We start from the raw sequence: 17526 nt of genomic DNA, 5'->3' as shown, positions 1-17526 counted from the left end.
GGTTTACACCTGCTCTTTATTTTTGCTCTCAGTGGTTGACTTCTCTTCTGTCGAAGTCTTCTGCGCTAAATTTTTAGTATCAAAATCTGCGTCGTTCGTGGTTTTTTCTGCGTTGTTGGTCTCTTTTTGGTTTTCGTCACCCATCGCTTTTTTAAAGCCTTTGACTGAAGCACCCAAATCTGAGCCTAAAGTGCGCAGTTTATTAGTACCAAATAATAAGACTACGATGACAGCGATGATGAGTAATTGCCAAATGCTAATACCGCCCATTTTATGTTCCTCAACTATTTTAGGAGTTATACTTTACAACAGTGCCCATTATATACATCGAATTCAATTTTCGGGAATCTCGAATTCATATTATAAATTGTTCAAAGACAAACTTTGATGTGTTTTTATTGTGCATTACCTGATTTAAACCAGCCCCAAATCCATGCGAGAAGGCCTAAGCTGATAAAAACACTAAATAATGTTTTAAAACCAGAAACAAAAAACAGGCTACCGCATAAAAATAGCGTTGTTCCCATACCCAATAAAAAATAGGACTGTCTTTGTTTGACTCTCTGTGAACTTATTTGTTCCGTCAATTTTTCTAGCGTTAACTTCATATTTTTGTGTTGTTTCAGGCTATCATAAACCAATTCAGGCAATTCAGGCATCTTTTCAATCCAGTAAGGCGCCTTACTTTTGATACCATTTACCAACGCAGTAATACCAATTTGACTATGTAGCCAATCTTCTAAGAAAGGTTTTGCCGTTTTCCAAAGGTCAAGCTGTGGATAAAGCTGACGACCTAAGCCTTCAACATACAACAAAGTTTTTTGCAGTAAAACCAATTGCGGTTGTACTTCCATATTAAAACGACGAGCCGTATTAAAAAGATTCAGTAGCACATGCCCAAAAGAAATTTCTGACAAGGGTTTTTCAAAGATTGGCTCACACACTGTGCGAATAGCAAACTCAAAATCTTCTACATTGGTATCAGCAGGTACCCAACCAGAATCAACGTGTAACTCAGCCACACGACGATAGTCACGATTAAAGAATGCTAAGAAGTTTTCCGCTAAATAACGTTTATCTTCTTTAGTCAGTGAGCCGACAATACCACAGTCAATGCCAATATAGTATGGATTTTCCGGATGATCATAACTGATAAATACATTACCCGGATGCATATCTGCATGGAAAAAACTGTCTCTAAATACTTGAGTAAAAAAGACTTTAACCCCACGCTCTGCCAATAGCTTCATATTGGTATTTTGGGCATTTAACGCATCAATATCTGAAACAGGAATACCATAAATACGCTCCATCACCATTACATTTTCATGGCAATAATCCGAATACACTTCCGGAATATAAAGCATAGAGCTATTTTCAAAGTTACGACGCAATTGAATGGCATTTGCCGCTTCACGTAATAGGTTTAGCTCATCAAGTAATGTTTTTTCATATTCGCGGATCACTTCTTTAGGCCGTAACCGACGCCCATCGGGTAAAAATGGCAATAAATTCGCTAACCGATACATCAAACGAATATCCGCTTTAATAACAGGCTGAATATCAGGACGGATCACCTTTAATACCACTTCTTTACCATTTTCTTTCAATGTAGCGGTATGGACTTGTGCAATAGACGCAGAAGCAAGAGGTGTTTCGTCAAAATCATCAAACCATTTATCGATAGGGCCACCAAATGATTTTTCAATATATTGTCGCGCTTTTTTACCATCAAAAGGAGCTACTTTATCTTGCAGTAACGCCAACTGATCAGCGATATGAGGAGGAAAAAGATCACGTCGAGTCGATAACATTTGACCCAGTTTTATCCAAACAGGCCCTAATGTTTGTAATGCAAGTCGTAAGCGCTCACCTAATGGTTTATCGGCATGCTGATTTTTGATCCAAAATAGTGCTCGGCACCCCAATCTTGCTGGCAAGGTAATTCGATGTTTAGGAATTAGCTCATCAAGCCCATAAGATAAGAAGACTTTAATAATATGATAAAGGCGCTTTAACTCACTGAGGAGCATTATTTTTTCTCCAAGGTGCTTAACCGTTTTTCTAACTCGGCTGTTTGCTGTGCCAGTTGTTCTATTTCATCATAAAAATGGACAGTCTCTAATGTTGAGGGGGCGGTTTTCCACTCTTCAATCAAAGCGTCTCTTAAATAAGCTTTTTGTCGGCCAAATAGTGTAGTGAATAATTTGAGCCCTTTACTTGCTGCAAGCGATAATCCTTCTGCAGCCAAATCACCAATATAAGGCGCTAAATATTGCGCAGGCTCCCAGGGTGCCATATCCAGCAAGGCAGACCAGTTTTGTACCACCTGCATATCGCCTTCAATGGTAATATCACCACGATTAATTAATTCAGACAACTTTTGTCGGTCAGTGAGTTTAATTAAAGTTAATAATTTAGTTTTTATCGTGCAATCAGTCTCATCATTCCATTGAGTTAACACATCAACTTGCTGTTCGCTGAAAATTAAATAGATAGATTGAGGAAACTCATTAATAGAAAGCGCCAAGACTTTGCCCGCAAGGCGATTGCGGGCAGGTTTAAGCACATTTTCCTGATATAAAACATGATTAAGTGCCGTTTCCATCGATGCAGTTATCAGTGGATAGAGCACTTGAGAAGCAATATCATGAGAAAAAGTGGCTTTTTCCATCTTAGAATTTAAACCCTTTGTGTAATGCAACTATACCTCCAGTCATATTGGTATAGGAAACCTGATCAAACCCAGCTTCTTCCATCATTCCTTTTAATGTTTCTTGGTCTGGGTGCATGCGAATGGATTCGGTTAAATAGCGATAGCTATCTGCATCATTCACAATCACTTGACCAATTCTTGGTAATATATGGAAAGAGTAAGCATCATAAATCTTACTTAGCGGATCAAGAACGGGTTTAGAGAATTCAAGGACTAATAGACGTCCACCGGGTTTTAGCACACGGAACATAGAACGTAACGCTTTGGCTTTATCAGTCACATTACGTAAACCGAACGAGATAGTGATACAGTCAAAGTAATCATCAGGGAATGGCAGCTCTTCTGCATTCGCTTGTACATAACTGACATTACCAACAATACCGTGATCACGCAGTTTCTCACGTCCCATTTTTAACATGGAGTCATTGATATCAGCTAAAACCACTTCACCATTCTCTCCTACTAAACGAGAGAATTTTGCCGTTAAATCGCCGGTTCCACCTGCCAAGTCAAGTACACGTTGATTACGTCTTACACCACTTGCCTCAATGGTATAGCGTTTCCAGACACGATGGATGCCAAAAGACATTAAGTCATTCATTAAATCGTATTTAGATGCAACAGAGTGAAAAACCTTGGCCACCATGGTTTGTTTTTCATCTTTGTCAACGGTTTGGAAACCAAAATCTGTTGTTTCCTTAGATTGTTGAGTCATATTATTTGCCCGCTAATTAATCAAAATTTAGTAAATTCAGTACATTTCTTGCCCGGAAACCGCTATTTTTATTTATGTAAATCAATCAGAAGCTGATTTTTCAACCAGATCATTATCAATGGTCTTTTTTATCTCAACCCCTAAGGATTTAAAGCCTTCTGCTTGGCTGATAAGGTTTCCACGACCTTCAGAGAGTTTTTTCATCGCTAATAGATAGCCCGATTGCGCTTTTTGAATGCTATTACCTAGCCCTTGCATATCATCAACGAAAAGTCTTAATTTGTCATACATTTTAGCCGCTCTATCAGCAATTTCTTGCGCATTTTGGCTTTGGTATTCATAACGCCACAATGCGGCTATTGTACGCAAAGCAACAAGTAAAGTAGATGGCCCAACCAACATTATATTATTTTTCAATGCTTCTTCTAATAAATCTGGAGAATGACCAATAGCAACGAGGTAAGCAGGCTCTATCGGTATAAACATTAAAACGTAGTCTAACGAAGTCACTCCCGGTAGCTTATGATAATCTTTGAGACTTAAGCCTTTAATGTGCGCTCTGATAGAGTTCACATGAGCATGCAGCGCTTGTTTTTGTTCATTTTCATCACTGCTATTAAAGTATCTTTCATAAGCAATCAGCGACATTTTAGCATCAATAATCACATCTCGACGATGCGGTAAATGCACAATCACATCGGGTTGATAACGACTGCCATTTTCATGGCGAATACTGACTTGAGTTTCAAACTCGTGCCCTTCGCGTAAACCAGATGACTCTAAGATCCGCGCTAATACCGTTTCTCCCCAGTTGCCTTGGATTTTATTATCCCCTTTTAAGGCATTAGTCAGATTAACGGCTTCTTGCGCCATTTTGACATTGAGTTGTTGCAGTTGGCGAATTTCATGTACCAGTGTATGCCTTTCTCGCGCTTCTTGTCCAAAACCTTCTTGTACCTGCCGACGAAAACTCTCTAGTTGCTCTCGAAATGGAGAAAGGAGATGGGTTAAACCTTGACGATTAAGCTCTTGCGCTTTACGTCCACTTTGCTCAAAAATGCGGTTAGCCAGATTTTCAAACTGAGTGGCTAGTCGTTGTTCACTATTAAGCAGTAAACGCTGTTTCTCTTCAGCGGATATTCGGCTCTCTTCCCAACGCGTGGTCACTTCCCTTAATTCGGCTTCTTGAGAAGTAATTATTTCACGTTGTGCACGTAACTCTTGCTCTAAGTGCGCTATCTGTTGTTGTAAAGAAGGGATCACCAATGCTTTTTGTTGTGCAACCGCAAGCTGAGTATAATTTTCACGTAATAGGTTTTCTTTTTCGGCTAAGCGTTGTTGGATAAGCCACCAAACGGCGATCCCCCCCACCAAAACACCGCCTAATAAACCAATGATCCCGTATAACAACTGAATATCCACTCAAGTAACCTTTTTATTTTCTAGCGGGCTACGTTAAAACGCATCAGTAACATTGTCTAGCAACAATTTACATCATACGCTGATTTGCGATAAAGGACGCAATTATCCTATCCATTTCGCCAGCCATTGCAGACCAAACGCCCCTGGTGCCAGAATACCAAATGCCCAGATCATCGCAGAAGCCAAATTCGCCAACTGAAAATAGCGTTGTGGCATAGCACAAATACCCGCAACTAAAGGCACTATTGCCCGAAAAGGCCCAAAAAATCGCCCAATAAATACCCCCCAAACACCCCAGCGATTAAAAAATTGATGCCCTCTTACCAAGGTCTGCGGTGAGCGAGAAATCGGCCATAAGTTTCTTACCCCCTCTTTATAGTGATAACCCACCCAATAGGAGATCCAATCACCAAAAAAAGCGCCTAGGGCGGCGGCAAGCCAAATCGGCCAAAAGAGTAGACCACTTTCACCTATTAATGCTCCTAGGCCTAATAGGATTACAGTGGCAGGTATTAATAACGAGATAAAGGCAAGTGACTCACCAAATGCGAGTAAGAACACGATAGGCACAGCCCATATTTCGTGCTCTTTTACAAACAGAGTGATGGTATGAATAATGTCTTGTACTGTCACAATAGAGACCTTAAATTCGGTTAATTTCAGTAAAAAAGCACAACATCTTTAACCGAATATAAATCACTTCACTATTCGAGAAAATAGTTTTGTAAGCTTTCTCTACTTTGCGCATCCAAGCCAATATCTTTTTCAAGCCAAGTATCGATATTGCCATAGTGTTGATTAATACTGGCAAGGGCTGTTTGCAGGAACTCTTCTTGTACTGAATAAACATACGCAAATTTATTCACCACATTTTCACTCAGTGTTTTAGCATGCTCTTCTAAAAGATAAGCGCGGAAAGGCGCTAATGTTTCATTGGTGAGTAAGTAATCTTCCATCACCACATCTAATGAGGCCCCTAAGGCAAATAGAACTAAAGCAGAGCCCACCCCCGTTCTATCTTTACCTACTGCACAATGTTGTATGACACCGCCTTTTTCTGGTTGCTTCAACAACGTTGCCAACTGTTTATAAGCCGGATTATTAATAGGTAGTAATTTATATAGCTGAAACATAAATGCTTTAGCATCAAACTGTTCCAGTATTTCTGGGGTAAGTTTTTCAAGGTTAGCTGACACTTCTTTCGATAATGGATTGGCTGGAGCATGGTAATATTGTGCCCCTTCCCATACTCGATCCGGCTTATCAACAATTTCACCTGTGTCACGATAGTCTAAGATTTGAAAAAGATTTTTATCAATAAGAAGCGCTTGATCGGTATCCGTTAATCTATCCAGTGAACCGGAGCGAAAGAGTAAGCCGGGTTTGATAATACCGCCATTACTGAGCTTTTTTCCCCCTAGATCACGAAAGTTAATCCCACCTGTTAAAGGCAACACCGAAGGATGTGTTTGTAAGATATCAGTCATAATGCCTCTTCTCATTGTTGTATTGTTAAGACCATCAAGACCTTAACAGAAATCTATGACGGTTGACATATTAACATGATGAATTACCGCACAAAAAAAGCCTTTAATACACCAATGTATTAAAGGCTTTAGTATTTCATTTAGAAAACTTATTTCATTAAAGTGCGAGCAGCTTCAATCACGATACCTAATGCATTATTTTCAGTTTTCTTCAGTAATTCAGCATCGGGGATCTCTTGTTGAGTACGGTTAACAATAACGCCTGCAACCATACCTGCACGTAAGCCTTGGCTTGCACACATGGTTAATAATGTAGCGGATTCCATTTCATAGTTCATCACACCCATTTCTTGCCACTCTTTCATAGAGCCTTTAAAACGACGAACGACTCGACCAGTATAGGTGTCGTAACGCTCTTGGCCTGGGTAGAAGGTATCAGAAGAGGCTGTAACACCAACGTGAACCGTTGAACCATTGTCTTTAGCCGCTTTATACAGTGCATTCATACATTCAAAGTCAGACACTGCAGGGAATTCCATTGGTGCAAAGTGCAAACTTGCACCATCTAAACGAACCGCTGCTGTGGTTACTAAGATGTCACCAACATTGATGTGCTCTTGAATAGCGCCCGTTGTACCAATACGTAAGAAAGTACGAATACCTAATTGTGCTAATTCTTCCACTGCAATTGAGGTTGATGGACCACCGATCCCTGTAGAACAAACGATCACTGCTTTTCCATCAATTTCACCACGCCATGAGGTGTACTCACGTAAAGAGGCCAGATGAACTGGGTTATCCATTAATTTGGCAATTTTTTCAACACGCTTAGGATCACCTGGAACAATTGCTAAAGTGGCACCCTGTAGGTCATTTTTGGTTAAACCTAAGTGAAATACATCAGACATATCGGACTCCTCAATGGGACAAAACCAATGTTCATTAAATTAAGTGTTACTTTATCAGTTTTTTAGACCTTTTTAGTGACTGACATCACCTGTCAGGTAATAAAAAAAGTAACAATTTCATAAAAACGTGATAGTTATCACAAATAACAGTGTCGAATAGCGACGCTATGGCGGCATTATCAATATCGCTTTGGCGTAATAAAATCCTGCATTCTATTCTTGCTTAGTCGGATAAATATCACTTGAGTATAGATGAAGATACTAACTTCACGTACACTACTCGCCTTTAAAATTAACATCTCAATATAACGTAATAATGCGTTGATAGTTATTGGAGCAAGCATGAGCTTATTTAACCAAATCGCAAGCCTGTTGGGCGGTGAGAAAATTAATCAATTTAAAACAGTACTCGAATGGGTAGAAACCCAAGGGGGAATTGAAGGCTTGGTTAAACAGTTTAATAGCGCAGGATTAAGTGAACTGATCCAATCTTGGATTAGCACAGGCAGTAATTTACCTATTAATGCCGAGCAAATCGTACAAGTTTTTTCATCTCCAGTGATTAATGAATTGGCGGCAAAGATCAATATGAATACCGCTGAAGCCTCTGATATGGCTGCACAATATTTGCCAAAATTGGTTGATAAACTCACGCCAGAAGGTGTTATCCCCAAAGAGTTAGATTTAATGAGCGCCGGTATGGATATGCTTAAAGCAAAAATCTTTGGTGGCTAATAAATTAAATGATGGCTATGGCGCTATTGTTTCTTAACCAATCAAGCGCAATAGCCATCTTGTTTTCTATAATCAATCGCTCTCATCACTGCATTAAAGCGTAATTAGAGAATACCTTCCTCTATTAATGCCTCATGAAAACGTTGTTTTTCTTCTTCTGTTGCTTGAATTCGAGCTAAGGGAACATCTAATACATAAGGAATATTTTGTTGTGGCTCGTACACCGCCAAAACATAAGTTTTGCCTTCCATTTCTAATGTAATAGGTGGCGTTTTCTTATTACCTGAATAAGTAATTGAAGTCTCTTTTCCGGCAACATTGGTTTTATAGGTAGCAATAAATTGTTTATTACTCACAACGACCTTAGCGGGGATAGCCGTTAATTTTAAAGGTTTGGTGCCTACTGAAAGCAATGCTTTTTTAACTTTATTGCTGATCATTTGACGATAAATAAAAAAGATCACGCAAAAAGCAAATAATGCAGTAAAAACTAATGCACTAATTAAGCGTAACCAAATATTATCAATTGCCACATCGACGGTCATTTTAGTCAGATCGTTTTCATCTGCTACGGGCTCAACCAATATATCTTTATTGCCAAAATCAAGAAAAGTAAAATTTCGTGAAACCTCGTTACCTTTATAACGTAAGTCAACACTACAATTGGTTAAAACAAATAGTTTTGAACGGCAAGAGCCATCAACATCGGCATCAATAAACACGGGGTTTTTACTAATTTGATAATCATAAACAATATTAGGAATTTGATAAGCACTAAATACTGTCATCCCTAACATTGCAATCACTAAAAATAAGGTACGGAATAAACCGCCATCCCCTTTTAATGGAGATAATGTTAAAGCTCGAGTAGGAAATGCATTTAATATTTTTTCTGACAGGTGAATACCATTTTGCACAATATCTATATCCATAAAATTAAGTTTTGTGCAGTATAGCAATATTAAAAAATATCAATAATAAGATTATCTCTTATTTTTATTTACCTATTAATAAACATTTTTGATTAATAAGAAAAAAATAGCCTATTATATTGATAACATCAAAATAACAGGCTACTAAAATGTATTATTTAAATATTATTATACGTTCTGGCGTAAATATTTAGCCGCTTCAACCATATTTGCCAATGCTGCACGGGTTTCACTCCACCCCCGCGTTTTTAAACCACAATCTGGATTTACCCATAAACGTTCCGCAGGGATACGCGATTGCGCTTTTCTTAACAATCCAACAATCCATTCTACATTCGGTACATTAGGCGAATGAATATCGTATACCCCAGGACCAATTTCATTTGGATAATCAAAATGTTCAAAGGCTTCTAATAACTCCATATCTGAGCGTGATGTTTCAATGGTGATCACATCCGCATCCAATGCAGCAATCGCCTCCATAATGTCATTAAACTCGCAATAACACATATGTGTATGAATTTGTGTCTCATCATCAGCGATAGCTGCACTGAGCTTAAAGGCATCAACAGCCCAATCTAGGTATGCTTGCCACTCATCACGACGTAACGGTAATCCTTCGCGTAATGCAGGCTCATCTATCTGAATAATACCGATACCGGCTTTTTGTAAATCATCCACCTCATCACGTAACGCTAACGCAATTTGTTTAGCGATAGTTTCACGGCTGACATCCTCACGCGGGAAAGACCAACATAAAATAGTCACCGGCCCAGTTAACATACCCTTAACTGGCTTATCGGTTAATGATTGAGCATAAGTTGCCCAATCTACCGTAATCGGTGCAGGACGGCTAATATCACCAATGATCACCGGCGGTTTTACGCAGCGGGAGCCGTAGCTTTGTACCCAGCCATTTTGAGTAAAGACATAACCTTCAAAATGCTCGCCAAAATATTCAACCATGTCATTACGCTCAGCTTCACCATGAACCAACACATCAAGCCCTAAGCGCTCTTGTTCATCTATGGCTTGCTTAATATGCTCGCTAATATTAGTGCGATAAGCAGTGGTATCAATACGCCCTTTTTTAAAGTCTAAACGTACTGTGCGGATCTCGGTAGTTTGTGGGAATGAACCTATGGTTGTCGTTGGCCACAGAGGGAGATTAAACCGGGCACGTTGCACTTTAGCTCGTTGTTGATAAGGCGATGTTCTCTCACTGTCTTGTGCATTAATCGCCTGCAAGCGTGCGGCCACTTTTGCATTATGTACACGACTAGAGTGTTCACGTTGACGAATGGGGGCACTGTATTGGGCAAGTTGTTCGTCATATTCACCTTCTGGTGCATTTAATGCTTTTGCGAGTAACGCCACTTCTGCACATTTTTGCACCGCAAAGGCAAACCAGCTTTTCACTTCATCATCAAGCTTAGTCTCCGCACTTAAATCAATTGGACTATGCAACAAAGAGCATGATGTGCCAATCCATAATGGACGCTTACCTTTTAATGCAACTACTTGTTGATAACGGGTAGTTAGATCCGCTTTCCAGACGTTGCGACCATTAATGACCCCTAACGATAACACCCAGTCTTTAGGCAATGCTTGGTGTATAACTTGCAATGCGTCCTGTCCTGCACATAGATCAATATGTAGCCCATTTACCGGTAAGTTTTTAATAATATCAAGATGATGAGTAATACCATCAAAATAGGTAGTCAATAATAGTTTAACCTGTCCAGTCAATGCTTGATAAGCAACTTGATAAGCATTTTGCCACTCAATGGGTAAATCAAGAACCAGTGCAGGCTCATCAATTTGTACCCACTCGATACCTTTTTGCTGTAACTGACTCAATACTTGCTGATAAACAGGTAAAATAGCGTCTAACAGTGACAATCTATCAAACTCAGGTCCTTTAACTTTTCCTAACCATAAGTAGGTGATCGGCCCCAAAAGTACCGGTTTCACATTATGGCCTAATGCTAAAGCCTCATCGACTTCATCCAGTAGCTGTTGCCACGCCAGTGTAAATGATTGTCCTTGCTGAAATTCTGGCACGATATAGTGATAGTTAGTATTAAACCATTTTGTCATTTCTGAGGCGGCCGCAGGTTTACCCGTTGGTGATCTGCCTCTCGCCACTCGAAATAGAGTATCAAGATCTAGGCGACCATCTTCATTACGATGGCGTGGCGGTATATTGCCTAATAGGAGACTAGTACCCAAGACTTGGTCGTACCAAGCAAAATCGCCAACGGGTAATAATTCGACTCCTGCATTAGCTTGCTGTTGCCAATGACGAGCGCGTAATTCTTTACCAACTGCCAGAAGTTCTGCCTGAGAAAGATCACCAGCCCAATAGCTCTCTTGTGCCTTTTTTAGCTCTCTATTTAAGCCAATACGTGGGAAACCTAATGTGTGATTGCGAATTGTCATAATAAAAAATCCTGTTTTTAGCCGTCTAGATGTTTACACATCCATAATCTACAGGTAGTGTATAAACCACAAGCGCAAATTTTTCATTCACAACCTGAAGGTTTCTCATGATAGAAATAAAACACTTAAAAACGATATTGGCACTTAAGCAAACAGGATCTCTTGCCAATGCGGCAAATCAGTTACATCAAACACAATCCGCGCTCTCTCACCAGTTTAGTGAATTAGAGCATCGTCTTGGTTATCGTATTTTTGTCCGTAAAAGCCAACCACTACGATTTACACCACAAGGCGAAGTGTTATTAAGATTAGCGCAAGAAGTCCTACCCATTGTGCGCCGAGCGATAGAAGAGTGTAATGAGCCGGGTAATGCTCATTTAAATATTGCTATTGAATGCCATAGCTGTATTCAATGGTTAACGCCCGCATTACAGCAATATCGCCAAACATGGCCGGATGTGAATGTCGACTTTCATTCAGGTGTCACTTTTGATCCACAACCGGCTTTATTACAACGAGAATTAGATGTCGTACTCACTTCTGATATCTTGGATAACCAACGCCTGCACTATACTGCGTTGTTTGATTATGAAGTTAAGCTTGTGTTATCTCCTGATCACCCGCTGGCTAATCGCTTACATATTCAACCACAAGATTTGATCTCAGAAACACTGTTTATCTATCCCGTCCAAAGAGAGCGTTTTGATATTTGGCGTCATTTTTTACAGCCCGCAGGGATCACGCCACATTTTAAACATGTAGATAACACCTTACTTCTTATTCAAATGGTGGCAGCAGGAATGGGTATAGCGGCACTGCCGCACTGGGCCGTAGAGAATTTTGAAAAACAAGGATTAGTGGTCACAAAGACCTTAGGAGAAGGATTATGGAGCCGGTTATATGCAGCTAACCGTACAGGTGAGCAACATCAACCGGCAATACGAGAGTTTATACGCTTAGCAGGTCAACATGCCGTTAATCATCTGCCTTTTGTAAAACAGGTTGGTGTATCCAACGCCGATGGAACCAAAGTGATGCAACAATCAGGCTCGCGCCTATGATGAAACTTGGCCAATTAGGATGCTGTTGCCAAATAGAGAAGTTGACTAATAATCCCGCTGGAACCATCATATTATTCATAATCGCAAGGGTTCCAGCATCTACCTGTGTCGCCCCATAGTTCCACATAAAATAGCCTATTCCAGAAGCGCCAATACCTAACCAAAGCAATACCCCCCACTGTAACGATGTGGTTGGCATTTTTTGCCAATCGGCAAAACATAACGAGCCGACTAACACAACCACCACCGCCCCGATATAAAACCAAGAGAATGCGTGATGTTGAGGAAGTGGATGCATTTCCATTAATCGTTTATAGCCTACCTGTCCTATGGCGAAGAAAATATTGGCTAACTGAACCAATAATAATCCCAGCCAGAAGTCATCACTAAGATGATCATAACGAATAATGGCCGCCCCTAATACCGCCAGTAGTGCGCTAAAGGCATAGCCCCAACGTAAACGTTGTCTTTCAAGTAGATCATAAATTAAGGTGACATAAAGTGGTGTTAATACAGTAAAGAGTAAAAACTCAGCTACGGTTAAATAGTTATAAGCGTGGAACACAAACAGGTACATAATACCCAATTGGCATGCGCCTACTCCCATATACAATAAAATCACTTTAAGGCGAATGCCTTTCCAACGTAGGAAAGGCAAAAAGACGATGGCAGCTAACACCACTCTAATCAATACTGAGATCCAACTATCAACCTGACCTGCGAGATATTCACCAATCAGACTAAAAGAAGCCGCCCATAACAACGTTGTAATAACCAGTAGCCACATAATTAACTGTCTTTCTCAACTAACAGCGCTTCCATTAAATCTAATTCATGAAGCAAAAGTTGTAGTGTTTCGTTACTAATTTTACGCGTTGCACGTAAGTGATAAAGCTCACCACGCTCTGCACGCAATGCCGTTAGGCGAAAACGTCTTTCCAGATCTTCCACCAACATATTGTGCATCATCTCGTCCTGATCCGCGGTACGTCGTCTTAAATAACCGGCAACTCGAGAAGCTACTTCATTAATTTCTTCCGCATCAAGTTGCTCTTCTGTACTTGCAGCTAAACGCTCTTCCATCTTATTGAGGCTAACAATAGCGACTTCTGCCATGACTTTCTTGGCATAACGTACTTCATTTTTATCCGCTTCTTTATCGGTAGCTTTAATCCCTTTTAGTAAGAAAGGTAATGAAATAATACCGACCAAAATGGATAACAGGATCACCCCTGCCGCAATAAAGATTATCTGATAGCGCCCAGGGAAAGTACTGCCATCAGTTAAAAATAGCGGTATAGAGAGCGCACCGGCTAAGGTGATAGCACCACGTACCCCAGCAAAAGAAGATAGCCATAATTCTCTCGTCGTATAAGTGGCAAAATCAAGGGGATGCTTTTTCATAAAGAGATGGCTGATTTTCTTCATTAGCCATAACCATGTAAAACGTAAAATCAGTAACGCAAAATAGATAACAAAGACGGCGGCAAACAGCATCCATACTTCAACTTCAGGATCAAGATCAGCTTGAATAACCGAGCTTGTCCAAATAACAGGAAGCTGTAAACCCAGCATAATAAAGACCAGTCCGTTAAAGACAAACTCTAACATTGACCAGACACTATCTGCACGCAAGCGCATCGCCAATGGTGCATTGCGGATCACACCTGATTTACTGATAGTCATACCTGCGGCCACGGCAGCAAGGATCCCGGAAAAGCCAATATGTTCAGCAATCAAATAAGAAGCAAAAGGCAACAGCAACATAAAGACAATTTGAGTGGCAGGATCATCACCACTCCAACGGCTCATCAATCGCAGAGATTTACTATAGACTAACGTTACCGCAATACCCGCTAATAAACCGCCTATTGCCACTTTAAAAAACTCAAAGGTTGCGCCACCCACGGTAAATATCATCGTGCCCATAGCCACAGCAACGGCAAATTTCAGCGCCACCAGACCCGAAGCATCATTCATTAAGGCTTCGCCTTCTAAAACCCCCATGATCCGCTTCGGTATTCGCCCCTTACCGACAATCGAGGATAATGCCACCGCATCAGTTGGCGAGAGAACCGCGGCGAGCGCGAACGCAGAAATAAGTGGAATACTAGGCATTATCCAGTAAATAAGGTAACCAATACCTACTACTGTCACCATTACCAAAACCAGCACAAGGATAAAGATCTCTCGACCATTTTGGATAAATTCACGTGTGGGGGTTTTCCATCCATCAACAAAAAGTAAAGGAGGGATCAGTAAAACTAAGAAGAGTTCAGGATCAAAGGTGACATGTAAACCAAACTGAGGCCAAGCCAAAAGTGCCCCGATCACAATCTGGATTAATGGTAATGGAATGCGAAAAGGAATAACTTTGGTAATGACACCTGAAACAGAAACTACCAATATTAAAATTAAAATAGTAAAGAAAATTTCCATGCTACCCTTACATGCTTATTTTTATCTAAGAATCTGCCATCTTTCCTGATATGAAAAGAACCCTTGCTGAATGATAAAGAAACGCATCATAAAAGTTTATCTACCATGCCTATCTTTACCTTTCCTATTTTAAACTGAACCCACATCGACTAATGAAGAATGATATAAAATTAAGATTAATCGTATCTTACAAAAAAGCTAACATATTAATGCATAGTGTTATCTATTAACGGCATCAGAAAGAGAAAAAGTATGCTGTTATTGCTGTTTTCTGTTCTAGTCATACTCTTAAGAGGATCAAAAAGTAAAATAGGCTCTATCATTGAAAAATGAAAACAGCGTCAAGCCCCCACAGAGTTATTCGATATTTTTTAGCTGAGCCATCATCACAACATCACAATATTTACCTTCTCTGAAGGCTGCATTACGACGAATGCCTTCCACTTCAAAACCTAATTTTTTATACAAATGAAGGCCTCTTTCATTATCAGCATAAACTTCTAGCTCGATACGTGTTGCAGCCAACCAATTAAAAGCATAATCAATTGCCGTATTAATGAGTGCTTTACCTATACCTTTTCCTGAAAACTCAGCACCAACACCAATACCAAAGCTGACGATATGCCGACGACGAGGATGATTGTCGATGATCAACGCCAAATGACCTGCGATTTGACCGTCAAAAGAAGCAACAAAATGTGGAATATTTTGTTCAGAAAATTCAATTAGCCTTTTTTTCCACATAGTGACTGATGGATAAGGGAACTGACAAGTACAAATATATAAGTCTGGATGTGTATACAATTGCTGTATTGCTATAGCATCTTCAGGCTCACCATGTCGTATTTCTATCTGATGCATTTATTTTACCAAAAAATTAACAATGAGTCTTAACCTCGACAATAGCGAATAAAACTAGATAAATAAATAGCAAAAAAGCGGAATAAAAATATATTCCGCTTTTTATGTTTAAACCTGATGATTTTAATTAAATTGCCCAGTGTCCGGCATAAAATGCCACTAAAGCAATAGCAATTAGAACTGTACCAATATTAAGTTTACGCCACTCACCGGCAAAAATACGGCCAATCACTAAACAGCCAAAACCCAACATAATGCCTGTAACAATATTACACGTTAATACGATAAATACCGCGCACACCATACCTGACATCGCATCGACAAAATCACTAAAATCTAACTTAGTGACATTACCTAACATCAATAAACCCACATACATTAATGCAGGGGCTGTCGCATAGGGGGGAACTAAATAAGATAGTGGTGATAAAAAGAGGATCAATAAAAAGAGAATACCGACCACAGTTGCAGTGAGCCCTGTTTTACCACCAGCTGCAGTACCCGCTGCAGACTCAACATATACTGCTGCAGGTGCTGCACCAATTGCCCCAGCAAATATACTGCTCACGGAATCAGAAGTTAACGCTTTACCACCATTGATAATTTGTCCTCGTTTATCAAGTAAATTAGCTTGTCCCGCCACTGCGCGAATGGTTCCTGTCGCATCAAAAATAGCCGTCATCACTAAAGCTAATACACTAGGTAAAACAAGTGGTTGTAATGCGCCTTTAATATCCATGGCAAATAATAGTGCAAGGCCCTCTTCGCCTAATTGTGGCATTTTAAAGAACCCTTGGTATTTCACGTTAGGATCAAAAATCAATCCAATAATCGAAATCGCAATAATGACTAATAACACACCACCGGGAACTTTACGTTTTTCTAGACCAAAAATAGCAGCAAGACCGGCCAATGACATTAATACTGAAAAAGAAGTAAATTCTCCCATCGCAACAGGTAATCCGGCTAATGGATTTTTCACCACTAACCCAACACTATTGGCTGCGATCAAAAGTAAAAATAGCCCGATACCAATACCGGCGCCATGAGCGATACCAATCGGAATATTTTTTAAGATCCACGTTCTGATCCCTGTTAAAGAAAATAGGGTAAATAGGCACCCCATCAAAAACACCGCCCCCAAAGCAACAGGTACAGAGATATGTTGACCAAGTACCAAACTAAAGGCGGTAAACGCCGTTAATGAAATGGCACAACCAATCGCCATAGGTAGATTTGCCCACAATCCCATTAACAGAGAACCAAATCCTGCCACTAAACAGGTTGCGATAAATACCGCCGTGTGGGGGAACCCCGCTTGCCCTAGCATACTGGGTACGACAATAACGGAATAGACCATCGCCAAAAAGGTTGTTAAACCGGCGATCATCTCTTTACGAACCGTAGTGCCCCGGGCGGTAAGCTTAAAATAATTATCCAGTTTACCTGTGGTTGCTGATTGATTAGCAGACATTACATTCCTCTGACATAAAAAACAGTTCACCCTCCCCAACGAAAACGATTACGTCTAAAATTATTATCACCTCCAATGGTAAAAAATCATCAGAGGAGTGAAAAAGCAAACGTTTGTTTATTAATGTGGATAGAGTGAGAGAATTTGACGCAAACGATTATCTGGTGCTTTTAGGGTAAGAATCAAGAAAAAAAATACTTTTTTAGCAAAAATGTCATAAAAAGACATTCTAGTGTTCGCAGAAAAAAGAAAAGAGGAGAATAGTGATATATTTCTCCTCTGGTTAAACTGTTTTAGCAACGCAATCACCCTAAAAGGTGAAGCGTACTTATAA

Annotated in this window: 16 protein-coding genes; 2 read left to right on the top strand and 14 right to left on the bottom strand. The window is 40.0% G+C overall.

Annotated elements, in window-relative coordinates; all coding sequences use genetic code 11:
• Window positions 1-3: 3 nt before the first annotated feature.
• The 8 genes from tatA to udp form a co-directional block, all read right to left on the bottom strand.
• Window positions 4-270, bottom strand: coding sequence for a Sec-independent protein translocase subunit TatA (gene tatA / locus AACU98_RS04485; protein ID WP_004246118.1), 267 nt, complete (start codon window positions 268-270; stop codon window positions 4-6).
• A 125-nt stretch (window positions 271-395) separates the two neighbouring features.
• A complete protein-coding gene (ubiB, locus tag AACU98_RS04480) occupies window positions 396-2033 on the bottom strand; it encodes a ubiquinone biosynthesis regulatory protein kinase UbiB (RefSeq protein ID WP_161735617.1) in 1638 nt (545 codons plus the stop codon).
• The gene (locus tag AACU98_RS04475) at window positions 2033-2674 is read right to left on the bottom strand and encodes a ubiquinone biosynthesis accessory factor UbiJ (RefSeq protein WP_004246120.1); all 642 of its coding nucleotides are present in this window, start codon (window positions 2672-2674) and stop codon (window positions 2033-2035) included. Before AACU98_RS04475 ends, ubiB begins: the two co-directional genes overlap by 1 nt.
• Before the next feature lies 1 nt (window position 2675).
• Complete coding sequence (gene ubiE / locus AACU98_RS04470) at window positions 2676-3431, bottom strand: bifunctional demethylmenaquinone methyltransferase/2-methoxy-6-polyprenyl-1,4-benzoquinol methylase UbiE (protein ID WP_004246121.1); 756 nt, start codon at window positions 3429-3431, stop codon at window positions 2676-2678.
• A gap of 81 nt (window positions 3432-3512) precedes the next feature.
• Window positions 3513-4853, bottom strand: coding sequence for a DNA recombination protein RmuC (gene rmuC / locus AACU98_RS04465; protein WP_004246122.1), 1341 nt, complete (start codon window positions 4851-4853; stop codon window positions 3513-3515).
• Between the two features lie 102 nt (window positions 4854-4955).
• Window positions 4956-5486, bottom strand: coding sequence for a DedA family protein (locus AACU98_RS04460; protein ID WP_004246124.1), 531 nt, complete (start codon window positions 5484-5486; stop codon window positions 4956-4958).
• Window positions 5487-5557: 71 nt separating this feature from the next.
• A complete protein-coding gene (locus AACU98_RS04455) occupies window positions 5558-6340 on the bottom strand; it encodes a tyrosine-protein phosphatase (RefSeq protein WP_004249528.1) in 783 nt (260 codons plus the stop codon).
• A gap of 149 nt (window positions 6341-6489) precedes the next feature.
• The gene (udp, locus tag AACU98_RS04450) at window positions 6490-7248 is read right to left on the bottom strand and encodes a uridine phosphorylase (protein ID WP_004246127.1); all 759 of its coding nucleotides are present in this window, start codon (window positions 7246-7248) and stop codon (window positions 6490-6492) included.
• A 342-nt stretch (window positions 7249-7590) separates the two neighbouring features.
• On the opposite strand from udp, the gene AACU98_RS04445 reads away from it, so the two are divergent.
• Window positions 7591-7983 carry a YidB family protein gene (locus AACU98_RS04445; RefSeq protein WP_004246129.1) on the top strand — a complete coding sequence of 131 codons (393 nt, stop codon included), beginning with the start codon at window positions 7591-7593 and terminating at the stop codon, window positions 7981-7983.
• A gap of 104 nt (window positions 7984-8087) precedes the next feature.
• Here AACU98_RS04445 and AACU98_RS04440 read toward each other — a convergent pair whose 3' ends face one another.
• Together AACU98_RS04440 and metE are read right to left on the bottom strand one after the other, a co-directional pair.
• Window positions 8088-8915 carry a hypothetical protein gene (locus tag AACU98_RS04440; protein WP_004246130.1) on the bottom strand — a complete coding sequence of 276 codons (828 nt, stop codon included), beginning with the start codon at window positions 8913-8915 and terminating at the stop codon, window positions 8088-8090.
• Between the two features lie 168 nt (window positions 8916-9083).
• Window positions 9084-11357 (bottom strand): 5-methyltetrahydropteroyltriglutamate--homocysteine S-methyltransferase, encoded by a 2274-nt coding sequence (gene metE / locus AACU98_RS04435; protein WP_161735615.1) that lies wholly within the window; start codon window positions 11355-11357, stop codon window positions 9084-9086.
• A 107-nt stretch (window positions 11358-11464) separates the two neighbouring features.
• Here metE and metR point away from each other — a divergent pair, with 107 nt between their 5' ends.
• Window positions 11465-12418, top strand: a complete 954-nt coding sequence (metR, locus tag AACU98_RS04430) for an HTH-type transcriptional regulator MetR (protein ID WP_004246132.1) — start codon at window positions 11465-11467, stop codon at window positions 12416-12418.
• Here metR and AACU98_RS04425 read toward each other — a convergent pair.
• The 4 genes from AACU98_RS04425 to AACU98_RS04410 form a co-directional block, all read right to left on the bottom strand.
• A complete protein-coding gene (locus AACU98_RS04425) occupies window positions 12333-13205 on the bottom strand; it encodes a carboxylate/amino acid/amine transporter (protein ID WP_004246133.1) in 873 nt (290 codons plus the stop codon). The two genes, metR and AACU98_RS04425, sit on opposite strands and share 86 nt — an antisense overlap.
• 2 nt (window positions 13206-13207) lie before the next feature.
• On the bottom strand, window positions 13208-14857 hold the full coding sequence (locus AACU98_RS04420) for a Na+/H+ antiporter (RefSeq protein ID WP_004246134.1): 1650 nt from the start codon (window positions 14855-14857) through the stop codon (window positions 13208-13210).
• A 357-nt stretch (window positions 14858-15214) separates the two neighbouring features.
• Window positions 15215-15718 carry a GNAT family N-acetyltransferase gene (locus AACU98_RS04415; RefSeq protein ID WP_004246135.1) on the bottom strand — a complete coding sequence of 168 codons (504 nt, stop codon included), beginning with the start codon at window positions 15716-15718 and terminating at the stop codon, window positions 15215-15217.
• Between the two features lie 127 nt (window positions 15719-15845).
• A complete protein-coding gene (locus AACU98_RS04410; RefSeq protein WP_004246136.1) occupies window positions 15846-17192 on the bottom strand; it encodes an NCS2 family permease in 1347 nt (448 codons plus the stop codon).
• Between the last annotated feature and the right edge of the window lie 334 nt (window positions 17193-17526).

The organism is Proteus sp. G4380 (genome assembly GCF_963885725.1).
In the GTDB taxonomy this organism is placed as follows: Bacteria; Pseudomonadota; Gammaproteobacteria; order Enterobacterales; family Enterobacteriaceae; genus Proteus; species Proteus mirabilis.
This window is presented reverse-complemented; position numbering and strand designations above follow the sequence as displayed.

Excerpts from the sequence above, each read along its gene's own strand:
- udp (WP_004246127.1), bottom strand. The coding sequence starts at position 7,248 with ATGTCTGATGTATTTCACTTAGGTTTAACCAAAAATGACCTACAGGGT.
- AACU98_RS04455 (WP_004249528.1), bottom strand. The coding sequence starts at position 6,340 with ATGACTGATATCTTACAAACACATCCTTCGGTGTTGCCTTTAACAGGT.
- tatA (WP_004246118.1), bottom strand. The coding sequence starts at position 270 with ATGGGCGGTATTAGCATTTGGCAATTACTCATCATCGCTGTCATCGTA.
- AACU98_RS04475 (WP_004246120.1), bottom strand. The coding sequence starts at position 2,674 with ATGGAAAAAGCCACTTTTTCTCATGATATTGCTTCTCAAGTGCTCTAT.
- ubiE (WP_004246121.1), bottom strand. The coding sequence starts at position 3,431 with ATGACTCAACAATCTAAGGAAACAACAGATTTTGGTTTCCAAACCGTT.
- AACU98_RS04425 (WP_004246133.1), bottom strand. The coding sequence starts at position 13,205 with ATGTGGCTACTGGTTATTACAACGTTGTTATGGGCGGCTTCTTTTAGT.
- metR (WP_004246132.1), top strand. The coding sequence starts at position 11,465 with ATGATAGAAATAAAACACTTAAAAACGATATTGGCACTTAAGCAAACA.
- metE (WP_161735615.1), bottom strand. The coding sequence starts at position 11,357 with ATGACAATTCGCAATCACACATTAGGTTTCCCACGTATTGGCTTAAAT.
- AACU98_RS04415 (WP_004246135.1), bottom strand. The coding sequence starts at position 15,718 with ATGCATCAGATAGAAATACGACATGGTGAGCCTGAAGATGCTATAGCA.
- AACU98_RS04420 (WP_004246134.1), bottom strand. The coding sequence starts at position 14,857 with ATGGAAATTTTCTTTACTATTTTAATTTTAATATTGGTAGTTTCTGTT.
- AACU98_RS04440 (WP_004246130.1), bottom strand. The coding sequence starts at position 8,915 with ATGGATATAGATATTGTGCAAAATGGTATTCACCTGTCAGAAAAAATA.
- AACU98_RS04410 (WP_004246136.1), bottom strand. The coding sequence starts at position 17,192 with ATGTCTGCTAATCAATCAGCAACCACAGGTAAACTGGATAATTATTTT.
- ubiB (WP_161735617.1), bottom strand. The coding sequence starts at position 2,033 with ATGCTCCTCAGTGAGTTAAAGCGCCTTTATCATATTATTAAAGTCTTC.
- AACU98_RS04445 (WP_004246129.1), top strand. The coding sequence starts at position 7,591 with ATGAGCTTATTTAACCAAATCGCAAGCCTGTTGGGCGGTGAGAAAATT.